The sequence below is a fragment of the Marinobacter sp. DSM 26671 genome, assembly GCF_900112835.1.
GTDB classification, from domain to species: Bacteria; Pseudomonadota; Gammaproteobacteria; order Pseudomonadales; family Oleiphilaceae; genus Marinobacter; species Marinobacter flavimaris.
The window spans coordinates 22,093-40,118 of sequence record NZ_FONF01000005.1 but is presented as its reverse complement, the minus strand read 5'-3'; the positions used below and the strand labels follow the sequence as shown (position 1 = coordinate 40,118).

The 18,026-nt window shown below is 57.8% G+C and carries 15 protein-coding genes and 3 tRNA genes; 11 read left to right on the top strand and 7 right to left on the bottom strand.

What is annotated here, in order from left to right; translation table 11 throughout:
* The first annotated feature begins 165 nt into the window (after positions 1–165).
* From groES to gspD, 5 genes are all read left to right on the top strand, one after another.
* Positions 166–453, top strand: a complete 288-nt coding sequence (gene groES, locus BM035_RS06985) for a co-chaperone GroES (protein WP_008171363.1) — start codon at positions 166–168, stop codon at positions 451–453.
* A gap of 78 nt (positions 454–531) precedes the next feature.
* A complete protein-coding gene (gene groL, locus BM035_RS06980) occupies positions 532–2,184 on the top strand; it encodes a chaperonin GroEL (RefSeq protein WP_008171364.1) in 1,653 nt (550 codons plus the stop codon).
* Between the two features lie 133 nt (positions 2,185–2,317).
* Entirely contained in the window at positions 2,318–3,109 is a 792-nt protein-coding gene (gspN, locus tag BM035_RS06975) for a type II secretion system protein N (RefSeq protein ID WP_092030862.1), read from the top strand.
* A 1-nt stretch (position 3,110) separates the two neighbouring features.
* Positions 3,111–3,962 carry a type II secretion system protein N gene (locus BM035_RS06970; protein WP_092030860.1) on the top strand — a complete coding sequence of 284 codons (852 nt, stop codon included), beginning with the start codon at positions 3,111–3,113 and terminating at the stop codon, positions 3,960–3,962.
* 32 nt (positions 3,963–3,994) lie between these two features.
* Positions 3,995–5,944, top strand: a complete 1,950-nt coding sequence (gene gspD / locus BM035_RS06965; protein ID WP_092031054.1) for a type II secretion system secretin GspD — start codon at positions 3,995–3,997, stop codon at positions 5,942–5,944.
* A 4-nt stretch (positions 5,945–5,948) separates the two neighbouring features.
* Here the strand turns inward: gspD and BM035_RS06960 are convergent, their stop codons facing one another.
* The 6 genes from BM035_RS06960 to purE all read right to left on the bottom strand — a co-directional run bounded on the left by BM035_RS06960 (position 5,949) and on the right by purE (position 13,190).
* Positions 5,949–7,946 carry a M48 family metallopeptidase gene (locus BM035_RS06960; RefSeq protein ID WP_092030858.1) on the bottom strand — a complete coding sequence of 666 codons (1,998 nt, stop codon included), beginning with the start codon at positions 7,944–7,946 and terminating at the stop codon, positions 5,949–5,951.
* An 11-nt stretch (positions 7,947–7,957) separates the two neighbouring features.
* Positions 7,958–8,545 carry a LemA family protein gene (locus tag BM035_RS06955; RefSeq protein WP_053112523.1) on the bottom strand — a complete coding sequence of 196 codons (588 nt, stop codon included), beginning with the start codon at positions 8,543–8,545 and terminating at the stop codon, positions 7,958–7,960.
* A gap of 22 nt (positions 8,546–8,567) precedes the next feature.
* Complete coding sequence (locus BM035_RS06950) at positions 8,568–10,628, bottom strand: putative bifunctional diguanylate cyclase/phosphodiesterase (RefSeq protein ID WP_008171375.1); 2,061 nt, start codon at positions 10,626–10,628, stop codon at positions 8,568–8,570.
* A gap of 284 nt (positions 10,629–10,912) precedes the next feature.
* Positions 10,913–11,491: a superoxide dismutase [Fe] gene (gene sodB / locus BM035_RS06945; RefSeq protein ID WP_092030856.1), complete on the bottom strand. Its 579-nt coding sequence runs from the start codon at positions 11,489–11,491 to the stop codon at positions 10,913–10,915.
* Between the two features lie 71 nt (positions 11,492–11,562).
* Positions 11,563–12,681 (bottom strand): 5-(carboxyamino)imidazole ribonucleotide synthase, encoded by a 1,119-nt coding sequence (locus BM035_RS06940; RefSeq protein ID WP_092030854.1) that lies wholly within the window; start codon positions 12,679–12,681, stop codon positions 11,563–11,565.
* A 17-nt stretch (positions 12,682–12,698) separates the two neighbouring features.
* Complete coding sequence (gene purE, locus BM035_RS06935) at positions 12,699–13,190, bottom strand: 5-(carboxyamino)imidazole ribonucleotide mutase (protein WP_008171382.1); 492 nt, start codon at positions 13,188–13,190, stop codon at positions 12,699–12,701.
* Between the two features lie 296 nt (positions 13,191–13,486).
* On the opposite strand from purE, the gene BM035_RS06930 reads away from it, so the two are divergent.
* The 6 genes from BM035_RS06930 (at position 13,487) to BM035_RS06905 (ending at position 16,278) form a co-directional block, all read left to right on the top strand.
* Positions 13,487–14,467, top strand: coding sequence for a hypothetical protein (locus BM035_RS06930; RefSeq protein ID WP_092030852.1), 981 nt, complete (start codon positions 13,487–13,489; stop codon positions 14,465–14,467).
* Positions 14,468–14,606: 139 nt separating this feature from the next.
* Complete coding sequence (locus tag BM035_RS06925) at positions 14,607–15,479, top strand: DUF2846 domain-containing protein (protein ID WP_092030850.1); 873 nt, start codon at positions 14,607–14,609, stop codon at positions 15,477–15,479.
* 50 nt (positions 15,480–15,529) lie between these two features.
* Positions 15,530–15,787, top strand: coding sequence for a hypothetical protein (locus BM035_RS06920; RefSeq protein ID WP_008171388.1), 258 nt, complete (start codon positions 15,530–15,532; stop codon positions 15,785–15,787).
* A 173-nt stretch (positions 15,788–15,960) separates the two neighbouring features.
* A tRNA-Val gene (locus BM035_RS06915) sits at positions 15,961–16,036 on the top strand.
* A gap of 67 nt (positions 16,037–16,103) precedes the next feature.
* Positions 16,104–16,180: transfer RNA gene (locus BM035_RS06910), tRNA-Asp, on the top strand.
* A gap of 22 nt (positions 16,181–16,202) precedes the next feature.
* Positions 16,203–16,278 (top strand) — tRNA-Val (locus BM035_RS06905).
* A gap of 41 nt (positions 16,279–16,319) precedes the next feature.
* Here the strand turns inward: BM035_RS06905 and BM035_RS06900 are convergent.
* Positions 16,320–17,726 (bottom strand): 3-oxoacyl-ACP reductase, encoded by a 1,407-nt coding sequence (locus BM035_RS06900; RefSeq protein WP_053112517.1) that lies wholly within the window; start codon positions 17,724–17,726, stop codon positions 16,320–16,322.
* Positions 17,727–18,026 lie beyond the last annotated feature (300 nt).

The following is an 18,026-nucleotide window of genomic DNA, read 5'->3' as shown; positions in this document are numbered from 1 at the left end:
ACCTACCAGCTACCCCAAATAGAAACCACAAGTTCGCTGCGGGCTGATTTCCACTGAAAACAGTTGGTTATCCAGCCGGGCAATTTGTCGGACCAGGCTTTGCCTGTCCGACCTACATCAACAATGTCATTGCCACATTAATCTGACTATTGGAGAAACCGAGCAATGAAAATTCGTCCGCTACACGACCGTGTTGTCGTGCGCCGTAAGGAAGAAGAAGAGAAAACTGCGGGTGGCATCGTGCTGCCGGGTAACGCCAAAGAGAAGCCCTCCCAGGGCGAGGTAATTGCCGTTGGTAACGGTCGCATCCTGGAAAACGGCGAAACCCGCTCACTGGCGGTCAAGGTGGGTGACACCGTGGTCTTCGGCCAGTACGCCGGGAACACCGTCAAGATCGATGGCGAAGAGCTCCTCATCATGAGCGAGAGCGACATCTACGGCGTGCTTGAGTGATCGCTGAGGCGAATCGCACGAACTCTCATTAATCCGATTGATTCAACAACTTCGGTTTAACGAACAGGAATAGAAGACATGGCAGCAAAAGACGTTAGATTCGGTGATAGCGCACGTAAGCGCATGGTCGCGGGCGTCAATGTACTGGCAGACGCGGTTAAAGTGACCCTCGGCCCGAAAGGCCGTAACGTGGTTCTGGAAAAGTCCTTCGGCGCGCCGACCATCACCAAAGATGGTGTTTCCGTAGCCAAGGAAATCGAACTGTCTGACAAGTTCGAGAACATGGGCGCCCAGATGGTGAAGGAAGTAGCTTCCCAGGCCAACGACACCGCCGGTGACGGTACCACTACCGCAACCGTTCTGGCTCAGTCCATCGTTAACGAGGGCGTTAAGGCAGTTACTGCCGGCATGAACCCGATGGATCTGAAGCGCGGCATCGACAAGGCCACAACGGAAGCCGTGAAGGCAATCCGTGATATGGCCAAGCCCTGTGACGACAGCAAGATGATCGCTCAGGTAGGCACTATCTCTGCCAACGGTGACGATACCATCGGTAAGATCATCGCCGATGCAATGGAAAAAGTTGGCAAGGAAGGCGTTATTACCGTTGAGGAAGGCCGAGGCCTGGAAGACGAGCTGGACGTGGTTGAAGGTATGCAGTTCGACCGTGGCTTCCTGTCTCCGTACTTCATCAACAACCAGGACAACATGTCTGCCGAGCTGGAAGACCCGTACATCCTGCTGGTCGACAAGAAGATCTCCAATATCCGCGAGCTGCTGCCGGTGCTGGAAGCTGTAGCCAAGGCTGGTAAGCCGCTGCAGATCATCGCTGAAGACATCGAGGGTGAAGCGCTTGCCACTCTGGTAGTGAACAACATGCGTGGCATCGTCAAGGTAAACGCTGTCAAGGCGCCTGGCTTTGGTGACCGTCGCAAGGAAATGCTGCAGGACATCGCGATCCTTTCCGGTGGTACCGTAATCTCTGAAGAAGTCGGCCTGACTCTTGAGAACACCACCCTGGATGACCTTGGCACAGCCAAGCGTGTGAACGTCACCAAGGAAAACACCACCATCATCGGCGGTGCTGGTGCGCAGGCGGACATCGAAGCTCGCGTTGAGCAGATCCGCAAGCAGATCGAAGACAGCTCTTCCGACTACGACAAGGAAAAGCTGCAGGAGCGTGTTGCCAAGCTGGCTGGCGGTGTTGCCGTTATCAAGGTTGGTGCCGGTTCCGAAGTGGAAATGAAAGAGAAGAAGGCCCGCGTTGAAGACGCGCTGCACTCTACCCGCGCCGCGGTTGAAGAGGGCATCGTGCCGGGCGGTGGTGTAACCCTGATCCGTGCCATTGCGGCCCTGGACAAGGTAGACGCCATCAACGAAGAGCAGAAAGCCGGTGTTAACATTCTGCGCCGTGCCATGGAAGCTCCTCTGCGCCAGATCGTTTACAACGCAGGCGGTGAGTCTTCTGTTGTGGTTGCGAAGGTTCGCGAAGGCGAAGGTTCCTTCGGCTACAACGCCGCGACCGAAGCCTACGGCGATATGCTGGAAATGGGTATCCTGGATCCTGCCAAGGTCACCCGTTCCGCTCTGCAGGCGGCCGCTTCTGTGGCTTCCCTGATCATCACCACCGAGGCGATGGTTGCGGATGAGCCGCAGGACGAGTCTGCCGGCGGCGGTATGCCGGACATGGGTGGAATGGGAGGCATGGGAGGTATGGGCGGCATGATGTAATGCCGGCCTGATCTCGGCCCCTTAAAAACCCCGCGTTGGTTCACGCCAACGCGGGGTTTTTGTTTTTTTGTCATGAACTTGCCCCATGGCTTTGCTAGACTCGGCTTCCGGTCCATTATCTGTGCAACGCCGAATGAGTGACGCTGAACCCAAATCCTTTCTCCGCCCCGGCAAGGTATTCTTGCTCCTGCTGCTGGGCGCTTTGGTTTATGTCCTGTCACTGGTCTTTCTGGTCCCTGCGGGATGGGTCTGGCAGCAAGCCTCTGCCCATGTATCTCTGCCTCCCCAGGTAAAGGTTCAGCAAGTTGCCGGCAAACTCTGGGATGGCGAAGCCGGGGTTGTGGTGGCCGGTTTCGCGGTGCGTGTTGACTGGCGCCTTTATATGCCGTCGGTCACCAGCTTGGAATGGCCAGCCCGAATTTCCCTGGAATCGTCGCAATCCTCGCTCAACGGCGATGTTACGGTGGGCTGGCCGGCCAGTGCCCAGCTTGATGCCAGCGGACGGATCACGGTGGCCGAGTTTGAGGAGCTGATCCGCCAGAGCGGCGGCGCCATGATTGAAGGCGAAGTCATGATTGACCGTCTGAATATGGCCTGGGCCGATAACCGGATTACGCGGGCGGAAGGCCTGGGGCGCTGGGATGGCGGCCTGGTGACCTGGCCAATGGGTGGCCAGCGTGGGCAGGCCGAGTTTCCGCCCATGCAGGCGACGATGGATACCTCCCAGGGTGGTGTGGCGCTGACCGTCTCCGAGCAGGGCGCCCAGGGGCCAGCAGCAGATGCCACCGTGTTCTGGAACGGAATGATGGAACTGCGTGTCTACAAGCGTATGGTGGATCTCGCCGGCCAGCCCTGGCCGGATTCTGCCAGCCCGGGTGATGTCGTATTCCGGGTACGCCAGCCTCTCGTACCGGGGGCAAGATAATATGGCGCTGTTGAGTATTCCGGCCCAGAGCCGGATTTCCCGGATCCTCGCCAACCTGTTGCTGTTGGTGCTGGTGGTGTATTTGGCCAACACTCTCGCCCGGATGACCTGGTTATACGCCTGGGACGACCGGCCGGTGCCAGACGCGCCGGTCGCAGCCGGTGCAGGCAGTCTGTCAGGCGGTAGCCGTTTGACAACGTCTATGGCCGTTTACGATTTCTTCGGGCGGTCTGAGCGACCGGTCGAGGTGGCCGATGCGGTTCGCCGCTCGGCTCCGGAAACCCGGCTTCGGCTCCGGCTGGAAGGGGTACTTGTCGCACAGCGCCCGGAGGACTCCGGTGCTATAGTTGCTGGGAGCAATGGAGAAACCGCATATTACCGGGTAGGGGAGATGCTACCCGGCAATGCCGAGCTGGCCGAAGTGGAACCCGGGCGTGTTCTGATTCGTCGGGGTGGGCGATACGAATCCCTGACTTTCGAGGAGCAGTCGTCTGAACTGGTTGCAGAAGTGACCGAGGAGCCTGCAGAATCATCACCGGATGAGTTCCTGGCCAGCGCCCGTGAACAGATTGACAGCCAGGGCATTGCCGCACTGGCGCCTTTCGGGTTGAGCCCGGTGGACAATAGCGGCATGTCCGGTTACGTGTATGACGGCTCTAACGCCATGCTTAACGCCGTCAACCTGCAGGCCGGGGACGTGATAACGGCTATCAACGGTCAGCGGCTGGGCGATATCAGCCAGGATAAGGCCCTGCTTGAGAACTGGCGCGGCCAGGCCCAGCTGGAGATAGAAATCGAGCGTGACGGATCCATCCTCACCATCAGTTATGCCATACCCGAGCAGTGGCGCTGACCGGGTTCATCGAAACAGGACGAAATCGCCAGATGTATAACCACAAGATCAATGTTTTGCGGGCCATTGTCCTGCTTTTTCTCCTTCCCTTTATGTCCATGGCTTATGGGCAGGAAGCCGAGACATGGCGGCTGAACCTGAAAGACGCCGATATCCGTGCGTTCGTGACCCAGGTCGCGGACATTACCGGGTACAGTTTTGTGGTGGATCCGCGGGTAAAGGGCAAGGTAACGTTGCTCTCCAGCGCGCCCATGAACAAGGACGAAATTTACGATCTGTTCCTGGCGGTCTTGAATGTTCACGGTTTTACCGCCATCCCGGGCGCAGAAGTGATCAAGGTGGTGCAGCAGGTTGATGCCAAACAGTCGGCAGAGATTCTGGAGCGCTTTCCCGAAACCCCCTCCGAGCAGCTGATCACGCGGGTTATCCAGATCGACAACGCCAACGCCCTGGAGCTGGTGCCGATTCTGCGCCCCCTGGTGGCGAAATACGGCCATCTGGCCGGGGTGGCCGCCGCCAACGCCCTGATCATCAGTGATCATTCTTCCAATATCCAGCGCATCGAGCAGATTGTCCGGGAGCTGGATAGCCCGTCCAAATACGAAGTGGAAGTCATCCAGCTTCAGGAAGCCTGGGTGGGTGATATGGTGACCCTGCTGCAGGAACTGGCCCCGGATGAACTCGGCCGGGCCGGCGGCGACAATGCCGCCAGAAAATACAGCGTCACGGCAGATGAGCGCAGCAACCGCCTTATCCTGCGGGGCGATGAGACCTTCCGCGAAAAGATGCGCGGCCTGATTCGACAGCTGGACCAGCCCTCTGCCACCGGCGGCACCACCAAGGTCCTGAGGCTGAAACACGCCGACGCCAAAAACCTGACTGAGATCCTGAAGGGTGTGATGGGCGAGCTGGTGAAAGAAGGTACCGGTTCGGGAGGCGGCGGTGCCGCCAAACCGCAAAGCAGCTTTGCCGTGTTTGCGGATGAGGGGCTGAACGCGCTGGTGGTGAGGGGTGAGCCATCCCTGATGCAGGAAGCCGAACAGATTGTTGCGGCGCTGGATGTGCGTCGTGCCCAGGTGATGATTGAGGCAGCGATTGTCGAGATCAGTGACGAGCTGGGACAGGATCTGGGCGTCCAGGTTGCCGTCGGTGACGAGTCTGGTGAATCCTCACCAGTGGCCGGCACCAACTTCGGCAACGTGGGGCGCAGCCTGGGTGAGGTATTGAGCGCGATTCTGACTGAATCCGCCATTACCCCCGCAACAGGTGGTATCACCATCGGCGCCGGCCAGCGTAACGAGGATGGTGTCAGTTGGGGGATTCTCCTGCAGGCGCTTTCCACCTCGGCGGCGGCAAACCTGCTTTCCACGCCGAGCATCATCACCCTGGACAACCAGGAATCGGAGATCATCGTGGGCCAGAATGTCCCGTTCCGCACTGGCCAGTCGACGGTTGTCGGTGACGGCACCACCAATCCATTCACCACCATCGAGCGTCGCGATATCGGTCTGACCCTCAAGGTTACCCCGACCATCAGTGCCGACGGCCTGGTGCGTCTGGTGGTGGAGCAGACCACAGAGAACGTGGCAGACAGCATCGAGGACGCCTCGGATATCGTCACCAACAAGCGGGAAATCAAGACCACAGTGCTTGCAGATGACGGTGAGACCATCGTGCTGGGCGGTTTGACCCGGGATGATTACCAGGTCAACAGGAGCAAGGTGCCCCTGCTGGGTGACATCCCGTTCGTTGGTCGCCTGTTCTCCTCCGAATCGGAGCGCCGGGTGAAGCGCAACCTGCTGGTGTTCCTGCGCCCCAAAATCATGCTGGGCAAGGAAGAGGCCGTTGCGGCTACTTCCGACAAGTTCAATCAGCTTTGGGACGTCAATCTGAACATCCGGGAGAAGCTGGGTATCCCCACCGAAGAGCAGCGTCCGACAGTGGACGCGCTGTTTGAAGACGGCAGCACCCGGGTAAAGTAAGCGCTCAGACAGCCAGTGGCGGCATCGGGCAATCCATCTGGTCCGCCACCAGCCGCATCAGTTCGTACTCCCGGGTTTCCACTTTCCCGTCGCGGGTAATGCAGTGCCCACAGGCATCGATGATTGCCGGTTTCAGCAGCGGTGAAAGACCGTTCAACGCGGTCAACGCTTCCCGTAGCTGGCGCATGGTGACTTTTTCCAGAACTGGCTCCACTCCATCCTTCGCATTCATGAAGCCGGCCATGGCCTCCCGATAGAGCTTCTCGGCGTCAGATTGGGACTCAGACCCAGCCCTTGCCATCAAGCTCAGGAGCCTCTGGAGGGCCGGCATGACCGGTTTGTAGCTCTTATAGCGCACCGGTACCACTCTGGCTGCTTCGTCGCCCAGGTGGCGTGACAGGAAGCTTGTCAGAGCGAGTTCAAACAGGGTAACCCGGTTATCCGCCGCCACAAGTTTCTGGACATTGGTAATGAGCAACTCCCGCTCTTCCGGGTCCAGCTTGCGAAGGGCAGGCATGGCCAGCTCCAGGGCAGGGAAACGGACGCCATCGCCGATGGTTTTCAGTGCCGGCAGCAGTTTCTCGAGTAGATCCGGCTGGCTGCCCAATACCGGGTGTGCCGGCAGCAGGTTCAGCCGTTCCGTTTGCTGTGGACGCGGCAGTTCGCTGATCAGCATGGCATAGCAGAGCTGCGTGGCCCCGGCCCGGGTGTACAGCAGGTTTCGGAAGGTGGCTGGCAGGCGTTCCAGAAAACGCAGGGCGAAATCTTCGCTTTGCCGGTTGATAGTGCCGACCTGATCTGAAAATTTCCGGGCCGGTTTTATGGTTTTTTCCGGGCTGGATGCAAGCGGTGAGGTTCTGCCACTCCTGCCGGTAACCGGCCCGAGTATGTCAGTTGCCGCGCCACTGAACCCGGACGCGCCCGCTTCTGGTGCTCCAGAGCCTCCCCGGTAGAGATCGGCGCCTGGTTCGGTATCCCTGAGCCGGCTTCGCAATCTGGCCAGCATGCCGGGCTGAATGGCATTGATTCGCTCATCTATGGGCGGGTGGGATGCCAGCAAAGAGGTGAACTTCATCCGCGCACTTTCGCCAAAACACATGTGATTCATGTCGCTGGCGTGGCTGGTTGTGTCCAGGTAACCGCCCTTCATTCCGATCTTGAACAGCGCTCCGGCAATGCCTTCGGGATTGCGGGTAAATTGCACGGAGGATGCGTCTGCCAGCATTTCGCGTTGCCTGGAGACCGCTGCCTGTATCAGCCGGCCAAAGAAAACGCCCACATAGCCAATCACAAAGAGGGCCAGACCAATGATGCCCATGGCCGCCTGGGCCCGACCGTCCCGTGATCGACCCACCCGGTGGCCGCGGTAGAAGGATGCGCGCAGTAGAAAGCCGCCAATCTGTCCGATCATCAGGATGCCGGCAAGCAGGGCAATGAGCCGAACGTTCAGCCGCATGTCGCCGTTGAAAATATGGCTGAATTCATGGGCGACCACGCCTTGCAGTTCGTCCCGGGATAACTGGGTGATGGCGCCGTGGGTGACGACCATGACGGCCTCACCGGGAGTGTAGCCGGCCACAAAAGCGTTGATGCCGGTTTCCTGATCCATCACATAGAGTTCCGGCACCGAGACACCACTGGCAATAGCCATTTCCTCAACGATGTTGCGCAGTTTGCGCTCGTCACTGTCGCGGGTATCGGGGTCAATGGGTCTGGCGCCAACCATTTTGGCGACCCGGTCGCCACCTCCGGCCAGATCAACCCAGCGGAGCAGGGAGCCCAGAACAATCAGGGAAACAACCGTAACGGCGGTCAGCAGGCCATGATTGGAGAGCAGCCAGTGGTGGAACGCAAGACCGGAGGATTCACTACGGGTTACGAAATAACCCACAAGGCAGACAGCAAGCGTGATAAACGCGACCGCCGTCAGGAAAAGAAAAACCAGCAGAATGGTGTTGCGCCGGGCGTGGGCCTGGCGCTGAAAAAAACCGGGATGAGCCATGACTCAGGGCCTCAGAAGGCCACTTTCGGTGCCTGACGGGCTTCCGGTGATTCCAGTTCCAGTTGCGACGTTTCCTTGAACGCAAACATGCCGGCGATAACATTATTCGGGAACTGCTCCCGGAAAATGTTGTAGCTCATGACGCCATCGTTATAGGCCTGGCGGGCAAAGGCGACCCGGTTCTCGGTGCTGGAGAGTTCTTCCATCAGTTGCTGAATGGTTTCGTTGGCCTTCAGCTCCGGATAGTTCTCGGCCACGGCGTAGAAATTTGCGAGCGCCTTGGTGAGCAGGTTTTCGGCGCTGCCCAGGCGTTGGATCTTGGTTCCATCGCCGGGATCCTTGGCGGCGTCTTTTTGGGCGCTGACCGCATTGTTGCGGGCTTCCATCACCTGGGTGAGGGTGCTTTTTTCGTGGGTCAGATAGGCTTTTGCCGCTTCCACAAGATTCGGAATAAGGTCGTGCCGACGCTGCAGTTGAACATCAATCTGGGCAAACCCGTTTTTGAACTGGTTGCGCAGGGAAACCAGGCGGTTGTAGATAAAGACCAGATAGAAAACAATGACGGCGATAACGATCAGGCCGATAACAGTGGTTCCCATGGCAACTCCTAGAGGTAGTGGTTCAGAGGTTATTTTCCACGATCTGCTCGTGAAAACCTTTAACGAAGGTCTCAAATTCACGCGGCGGCAACGGTTTGCTGAAGAAATAGCCCTGGGCGAGCTTGCAGCCACGCTGGCTCAGGTAATATTCCTGCTCTGCCGTTTCCACCCCTTCAGCAACCACTGACAGGTTCAGACTCTTGCCAAGGTCGATGATGGTATTGGCGATTCGGGTATCTTCCTCATTGACCAGCAGATCGCGGATAAACTGTTTGTCGATCTTCAGATGCTGTACCGGCATCTGTTTGAGGTAGGTCAGTGACGAGTAGCCGGTTCCAAAGTCGTCCACCGCGATGCTTATTCCCGCTTTGTTGAGTCTGTGGAGTTTGGCTACGGCGTCTGACAGGTTGGTCATGAAGCTGGTTTCTGTTACCTCCAGCTCCAGCCGCCCGGCCGGTATCTTGTGTCGTCGCAGGGTATCGAGAATATCATCGACAATGCTTTCCTGGCGCAGCTGAACGGCCGAGAGATTAACAGCAATACGAAGCGGCGAGCCGTCCGAGGCCCAGCGAGCTGCCTGCCAACAAGCCTGGTCCAGAACCCACTGGCCAATTTCCACGATAGAGCCGTTTGCTTCGGCCACCGGGATAAAGAAGTCGGGGGGAACCGTGCCACGAGTCGGGTGCTCCCAACGTAACAATGCCTCTGCCCCGATTACCCGTTTGCTCTCCAGATTAATCTGGGGCTGGTAAACCAGATGAAATTGGTGATTACCAAGAGCCTGGGACAAATCCTTTTCCAGTTGCTTCCGGTCCCGGATTTCCTGGTCAATGCTGGCGACATAGAACTGGAAGTGGTTGTGACCGTTCTGCTTGGCCAGGGTCATGGTCTGTTCGGCACTCTGAAGCAGTCGGTCTGCCTTGCTGGTGTCGGAGGGGTAAAGAGCAACCCCCAGGGTGGCGCTGATTGAGATGTTCTGGTCTTCGACCAGCATGGGCTCATTGACACAGGCCAGGATTCGCTCAGCTGTGTCTGCTGCTTGAAACCCGTCCCGAAGTCCTTTCTGGACAACCACGAACTGGTCGCTGCCGAGGCGTGCAATGGTGAAGCGGGCATTGTCCAGTTTGTTGGTCAGGCGGTCGGCAACGGTCTGTAGAATAAGGTCCCCGGACCGGAAACCGCACTGCTCGTTCACCGATTTGAAATCGTCGATGCCGCAGACAATCAGCGACAGTTGGGCGTTGCGCCTGGCGGCATCCTCAATATCCCGCACCAGCAACTCCATGAAGGTATCCCGGCTGGGCAGGCCAGTGAGCTGGTCGTAACGTGAGAGACGGCTCACCCGGTCCTCCGCCTCGCGATGGCGTTTCTGGCTGTCGCCAATGGCCACCAGAAGGTTGTTGGTTGCGTTGACCCAGAGGCCGAGTTCGTCGCTCTGGTGGCCGGATGGCGTGGTGACCAGGCGGTCATCCGGGTGCGCAGGATCCACCTGCCTCACGGAATTGACAATTCGGAGGAGGGGGCGCGTCAGGAGCAGGTGGAATACATAGAACAACACCATGCCGAGAATGAGAGCTGTGGCCATGCCGGAAGCGAAAGTGACAGCCGCCCTGTCCAACCAGGTGCGGGCCGCTGCTGCAGTGTCGTAGTGAACGTCAAGAAAGCCGTAGACGTCTTCCGGATTACCCTCGCGGAAAAGCGGTTCCCGATAGAGCCGGTCGGCGTCGAAAATCGGATCGGTGACCGGGCGGAAAGCGGTTTCCTGGAGTGGCCGGCTGCGATCTCCCAGTGGGTCGCCGTCAGGGTGGACGATGCGGGCCATGTGGACGGCTTCCTTGGCGAAGAGGCCGTCCACGACTTGTTGCGCGAGCTCGGCGTCGATGCTGAACACCGCCTGGGTGGCTGCGTCTTTCACCATCGCGATGGTTTGCTTGGCATCGCTATCCAGCCCTCTGGACACACGTTGGGCGTCCAGGATGACCTGTATGGCACTGACAACGACGCCACTGGCAAGGGCCACCGCAAGAATCCACCGTAAGATTCGATAGCCCAGGCGATGTTCAACCTCGAAGGAGTTTTGCATTCAAGCCTGTCTTGTTCCGGTTTTTGCAGAGCCGCTGATCTGCAAGGTTCAGGGCAAAGGTGTCGCACTTTGGGTGATGTGCGTGGGGGCTCACCCTGATGGTTGTTTCCAAGTATGGTTCAGATTCGCGATATCTTCATGGAGTATCGGCGATTTTTCCAAAGATTTCAGAGTGTGCTTGTATCAAATTGTAATTGCTTGGGTATCGCAGACACAAAAACGCCCGCCAGGGGCGGGCGCTTGATCACAGTCGTTTTAGACTGAGTCTGGAAGCGAGGCCGGGATCAGGCCAGGTTTTCGTTTACGAAATCCCAGTTCACCAGGTTCCAGAAAGCTTCCAGGTAGTTCGGGCGGGAGTTGCGATAGTCGATGTAGTACGCGTGCTCCCAGACGTCGACGGTCAGTACCGGCTTGTCGGCACCGGTCAACGGCGTTTCAGCGTTGCTGGTATTCGCGATGGCAACGGAGCAGTCCGCTTTTTTCACCAGCCAGGTCCAGCCAGAACCGAAGTTGTTGGCTGCTTTGTCATTGAATTCTTTCTTGAAATCTTCAAAAGAACCGAACGCCTTCTCGATCGCTTCCTTGGCAGCACCGGTGGGTTCACCACCGCCGTTCGGGCTCAGGCAGTGCCAGTAGAAGGTGTGGTTCCAGACCTGTGCGGCGTTGTTGAACAGCGGGCCGCTCGCACTCTTGATGATGTCTTCAAGAGATTTGTTGGCGTTGTCCGTACCTTCGATCAGGCCATTGAGCTTGGTGACGTAGGTGTTGTGATGCTTGCCGTAATGGTACTCGAGCGTTTCCTGAGAGATGTGCGGTTCCAGTGCGTTCTTTTCGTAGGGCAGTGCGGGAAGTTCAAATGCCATGAGGTCGTTCTCCCTGTCTCTCTGTTTATGTTGATGTTCGTTACCCCAATATAGGGTCGATTTGAGTCAGATCAACCCTTTGGTGCTAAAGAACTTTTAAACTCTGGGCTGCCCGGCAGGAACTGGGCGCAGTTCTTCACCCGCCAGACAAGCTCTTCGTAGCTGTCGGCCAGTATGTTTACGTGGCCCAGCTTCCGACCCGGTCGTTCACCCTTATTATAGAGATGAACATGGGCGTAGGGCAGTTCGAGGATTCGCTCGATGTCGCCGTGCTCTCCGATGATATTGATCATGCAGCTCAAACCACGTGGAGCAACATTGCCAAGAGGGTGCCCGCTTACCGCGCGAATGTGGTTCTCGAACTGGCTGGTCATCGCGCCTTCGATGGTCCAGTGTCCCGAGTTGTGAACCCTCGGCGCCATCTCGTTGGCGACCAGGCCATCGGTTGTCTCGAACAACTCAAGCGTTAATACGCCGACATAGTCCAATTCGTTCAGTAGTGCCTTGATGTACCGCTCCGCATCTTCCTGAACGTGCTTCTCGAGCTTCGGAGCAGGCGCAATGGAGTAGCGCAGAATCCCCTCGTGGTGGGTGTTCTCCGCCATCGGGTAGAAGGCCAGCTCACCGTCTTCAGCGCGAACGGCGATGATCGACACTTCCCGGTGAAAGTCGACGAACTTTTCCACGATAAGGCGGGGGTGGCCGATGGAGGTCCAGGCGGCCTCGGCGTCCTCAGGCGATTTGAGTACGGCCTGGCCTTTGCCGTCGTATCCTTCGGTGTTGGACTTCGCTACCACCGGGCAGCCAAGTTCCTCGGCCGCGGCTTTCAACGAGGCGGCGCTATCGGCAATTTTCCATTCTGGCGTGGGGATGCCCAGCCCGCCGAACAGAGTCTTTTCCGCTTCCCGGTTCTGACAAACCTGCAATGCCCGGGGGCAGGGGTGAACCGGTTTGTGAGCAGCAATTTTCTCGGCCACGTTTACTGGCAGGTGTTCGAACTCATAGGTAACACGGTCGACCCGGGAGAGGAAATCATCCAGGTACTGGCCCTCGCGGTCGATGATGACTTCACCAAGGCCGGCACTGGGGCTGCCGGACATGTCATAGAAAACAAAGGTCTTGGCCAGTGGGTATCCGGCCAGTGCCAGCATTCTTCCCAGTTGGCCGGCGCCCAGTACACCAATTCTCATTCGAGTTCTCCTGCCTGTTACTGGTCCCGAGGATCAGGATTGTCCAGAATCGTTTCGGTCTGTGTGGCCCGGAACTGCTCAACCGCTTTGCGTACGCTGTCGTCTGAGGTGCCGATAATCTGCGCTGCCAGCAGGCCAGCGTTGGTTGCGCCGGCTTTACCAATAGCGAGGGTGCCGACAGCGATGCCGCCTGGCATCTGGACGATGGAGAGCAACGAATCCAGTCCATTCAGGGTTTTGGACTGAACAGGAACACCAAGGACCGGCAGGGCGGTTTGTGAGGCAACCATGCCCGGCAGGTGCGCTGCGCCGCCGGCGCCCGCAATAATGACTTTCAAGCCGCGGTCTGCGGCCGTTTTGGCGTAGTCAAAAAGCAGATCCGGTGTGCGATGGGCCGAGACGACTTTGGTTTCATAGGGCACGCCAAGTTTTTCGAGCATGGTGGCGGCGTGTTCCATGGTGGGCCAGTCGGATTTGGAGCCCATGATGAGTCCTACAAGCGGCTGCATATGCAACAGTCCTGTGATAATTGGAAAGCCGGCCATTGTATGTTTTGGCTACTTACCATGCAACAAACCTTGGTGGAAGGCGCAGTTGAGAGGCCTTTTCCGGAAACCGCTACGAGCACATCCATGTGCGCTTGACTGAAGCCATCCTTGGCTTCAGACATTTCCGGAAAAGGCCTCTCAACTCCGCCCCGAACGCTCTGGAAGATTTGGCATGAGCGCGGCTTCATTTTTACCTGCGGGTAAGTACAGGTATTATCAGACCTTATTATTTTAACCGTCCATACTCAGGAGCTGTAATGGAACCGATCCGTCCAGATGATGATGAGTTGAGGGCTGAACGACCGATTGGTAGTGCCGAGTCGAAAAAGGCAGCGGAAAGAAAGTCCAGGCCAGCGTCCGGAGGGAAAGGCGAACCGTCGACACCAGCGAAGCCTCCCAAAGGTGGCAAGGGCGGTAACGGAAGTGGCGGCAGCAATGGTCGCGGTAGCTCGGCAATGCTGTGGGTGTTGTTGATTGTGCTGGCCGTTGCCGCGGGTGCTGGCTGGTACTCCCAGGAGCAGCGGGTTCAGGCGTTGGAAGGGCAGCTTGAAGAAGCGGATTACTGGGCGCGGCAGAGCAAGCTGGCGCTTGCTCGGTTTGAGGGCGAGCTTTCGGAAACGGGGGAAAACCTTCAGGAGCGGGGCGCTACTCTGGAGGAGCAGATCGCGGCGCATACGAAGCGTCTGGATACGGCAGACAGTGAGATCCGGAAACTCTGGGCCATTGCCAATGAACGCAACAAGAAGCGCCTGGATGAGCAGCAGGAACGGATTGCCGCCTTGGAATCCGGCCTTGCGGAGGGCAAGCAGGCCATTGGTTCGCTTGAGACGTCGGTTGAAAAGGTCCGGTCCTCGCTTTCCGCCGATATTGCAGCCCTGAAACAACAAACGGAGACGTCGATTTCAGCGCTGCAGGATGCCAACCGGCAGGCAACAGATCAGTTGACGAAATTGAGCCAGCAGCTGGCGGATGTGGATCAGGTGATCGAGAGCCGTATCCGGCGTTTTGAGCAGGAGCAGAAGCTGGGAATCAGCGGCATGGAGGGTCGGATCTCGGCCCTGGAGCGGGAGACCGATGAGCTGGCCGATGATGGCCGGGTTCAGGCGCTCCGTAATGAGGTGGCCAGTCTCAAGCGCACGGTTGAGTCTATCGATGCCTCGCGGTCACAACTGACCTCCCGTCTGGTTCGGCTGTCTGAAGAGGTGAATCAGTTACGGAGCCAGATCAGCGGGCAGTAACTGCCCGTAGCGTGGTCCAGCAATCGGCATTTCGGGTTTTGTAACGGTTTGTAGCCATCCCTTGCGGTAGCTCTCATTTCTGTTTTTGTGCAGTTGTTAAGATCAGGCAACTCGCAATCAGGATGAAGAGTTAACAACAATGAAAACCCGAGTGCCTTCCGTTTTTCTTGTTCCCCGGCTTCTGGCAGCGATGTGGCTGTTGCTGGCGTTGCCGGGCTGTACGGTTTATCAGTCCATCGGCAAAAGCGTCGGGTCGTTCCTGCATCCGGTTTCCGGGCATGACTTCGTTCATATCGACAACGATAGCTGGGATCGGCGCAACGCGGTGCTGTACTTCTACAGGACCCACTCCCAATGGGCGGCTGATGAAATTGAAGCGCCCAGTGTCTACATAGATGACACCCACTATTTCAACATTCGCAACGACAGCTTCACCTGGCTCGAGGTAAGCCCCGGAGAGCGCCACATCGCCATGCGCCGACCTTTGCTGGGTCTGGAGGGCATGAACTCCTTCAGTCTTAGCCTGATCGCCGATGCCACTCTGGACGTTGAGCCAGGACAGATCTATTACCTGCGTTATAACGAGCTTTCGGAACCGGGCCAACGGCATCCGGACCTGGATCCGGATCATCCGCTGACTCAGGGCGACCTCCAGCTGGTGACGCGGGAATATGCCATGCAGGCAGAGGAGATTGTTTCCACCCGTTTTCTGAACAGTGATCTGTTGGCGCCAAACCACGCGGCTACCTCCATTGTGGAAGTGAACGAAGACCTGGATTACGAGCGGCAACTGGTGCTGCTGGAGGAGGAGCGTGAGCTCGAGATCGAGCGCCTGAAGCAGGAGGGCAAGTACGAATCCACGTCCTGGTTCTGGCCGTTCGGTGGTGGCCCAACCGTGCCTCTTGAAGCTGATCGCAAGATCAAGAGGCTGGAGCAGGAATACGCGGAGTTGGAGGTGGAACGGGAGCGCAGAGAAGACGCAGAATCCGGAGGCGGCTGGTGGATTTTCTGAGTGCTGACTACACTAATGGCAGGTGAATGGCTCGGGAAAATTTAAAAACAATGGCTCTCAAGGATTCTCTTCGACTCAGATTCGAAAAACTGGCGGATGATGTCGTTCCCCAGTTGCTGGACAGCTGGGGTGACCTGCAGAAACGATTGGACGATCTGAATTGCTCTCTCGCTAATCGAGCGGTTCCCGAAGACAGGCGCAGCCGTGTCAGCGAATTGTCCCTGCAGGAGAAGGCTCAGCAGGCGGGCCAGAATCGCCCGGCCATACGGGCAGTCAAAACCGCTAGCAAGACCTCGGGTAAAAACTGAATTTGCTTAAAAACTGTACGCTTTTGAATGGCTTGCAGGTTTTTTTATAAAATTGCCGGAAAATATTTGACACCGTCAGCCAAATGCTTAAAATGCGCCTCTCACTTGGTTGAGACAGCACGGCTGGCAAGCAAGTGAATGCCTTTTTAGATTAGATAGGAAGGCTTGAAAGTGGGTGGTTAGCTCAGCTGGGAGAGCATCGCCCTTACAAGGCGAGGGTCACTGGTTCGATCCCAGTACCACCCACCACTTTCAGTTGCATCACCGGATCACCCCATCCGGTTTCAGGTTCGGGCCCAAGGGCCGGAATTGATGCGGAGCGGTAGTTCAGTTGGTTAGAATACCGGCCTGTCACGCCGGGGGTCGCGGGTTCGAGTCCCGTCCGCTCCGCCACTTTTATTTATGAAGTATTCCCGGGTGGTTAGCTCAGCTGGGAGAGCATCGCCCTTACAAGGCGAGGGTCACTGGTTCGATCCCAGTACCACCCACCAAAATTCCAAAAAAGGGCCGATCCGCGAGGATCGGCCCTTTTTTACTTTCCAATCAAAGACTGCCCACAAACGCGCACAACATTGCCATTCACTCCATTGGAGGCAGGGCTGCAGTACCAGGCGATGGCCTCGGCCACATCCACCGGTTGCCCGCCCTGGGACAAGCTGTTCATCCGACGACCGGCCTCTCGGATGGTGACCGGCATGGCGGCGGTCATCCGGGTTTCGATAAACCCGGGGGCGACGGCGTTGATGGTGATGCCGTTTTTCAGTTGCCGGGCCATGGCTTCCACGTAGCCGATCACTCCGCACTTGGCGGTTGAGTAGTTGGTCTGTCCGAAGTTGCCGGCGATGCCGCTGATGGAGGAAATACAGACAATGCGTCCGTTTTCTTTCATGAGCTCCCGCTTTGCCAGTTCCTCGTCGATCAACTCCTCCGCGGTCAGATTGACTGCGATGGTCATATCCCAGAAGTGCTCCGGCATGTTGCCAAGGGTCTTGTCGCGGGTGATGCCGGCATTGTGAATGACCAGGTCGACGCCGCCGAAATGCTCTTCGATGAAGTCGGCGATCAACTTTGGTGCTTTGTCGTCGGTAATGTCGCAGGCCAGAGCCTTCCCGTTGATAGCGGATGTGACCTTTTCCAGTTCTTCCATGGCCGGCGGAATGTCGAGGCCGATCACGGTGGCGCCGTCCCGGGCGAGGGTTTCAGAAATGGCAGCACCGATACCCCTGGACGCTCCGGTGACCAGTGCCACCTTTCCAGTCAGTGGTGCGACGGGATTGGTGGCAGGGGCAGCGTTGCCTTTGCCGACCTTCACGACCTGGCCGGACACATAGGCAGAGCGGGCAGACAGGAAGAACCGCACGCTGGAATCCAGTTGCTTCTCTGCCCCTGGGGCCATCCACAGTAGGTTCGCCGTGGAGCCTTTCTTGCCGATTTCCTTGCCAACGCTGCGTACGAAGCCTTCGAGTGCCCGTTGCGCGGCGGCCTGCGGCGCCTTGCGACAACTGGCGGGATTCTGGCCGATTACCAGAACGCGGGCGTTGCTGCCCAGTTTTTTGATGGTGGGGTGGAAGAAGTCGTATAGTGCCCGCAGGTCGGCCGGACCTTTCAGGCCGGTGGCGTCAAACACCAGCGCCGAAAACTGCTGGTTGATGTCGGAGGCCAGGTCCAGCGGCCGGGCTTTGTTGCCGGCTTTCGATGAGTCCGCCAGGCGATTGCTTTCGCTGGCGTGATGAAGGGTGGCCGCGCTGGCGCCGAGAATACTGCCTAAAGTGGCAATGGCTTTTCCGCCGTTGGCGGCGCCGATGAGCACCTTGCCTTCGATAAATGGCTGGTCGGTGCGCTTCAGGCGCTTCAGTGGCGCGGGCGCGGGGAGACCAAGGGATTGTGCGGCGGTTCTACCAACGGGGGTGTTTACCAGTCTAAGATAGAGGTCGGACATGGGGGCTTCCTTGTGGTTGCAATCGGTTCTCTGGATGCGGATTGTCTACAGGGTAAAGAATCGGACAGTTTTTGGATTGACTCAATGCCTGTAGGGTGTTGTCAGGGGTGCCAATGAGGCATTGTGCGTTGTCGCTACACTTGTTGCCAGCCTGGGTGCAGGGAGCATTGGGGGCTGGCCTCCCAAAACACGCTGTGAATACGTCCTTGTACGCTCGGCTCCGCCATCCATGGCTCCGCACGGTTTTGGGAGGCCAGCCCCCAATGCTCCATCCGGCAATGAAATTTTCCGCAAAAGGAT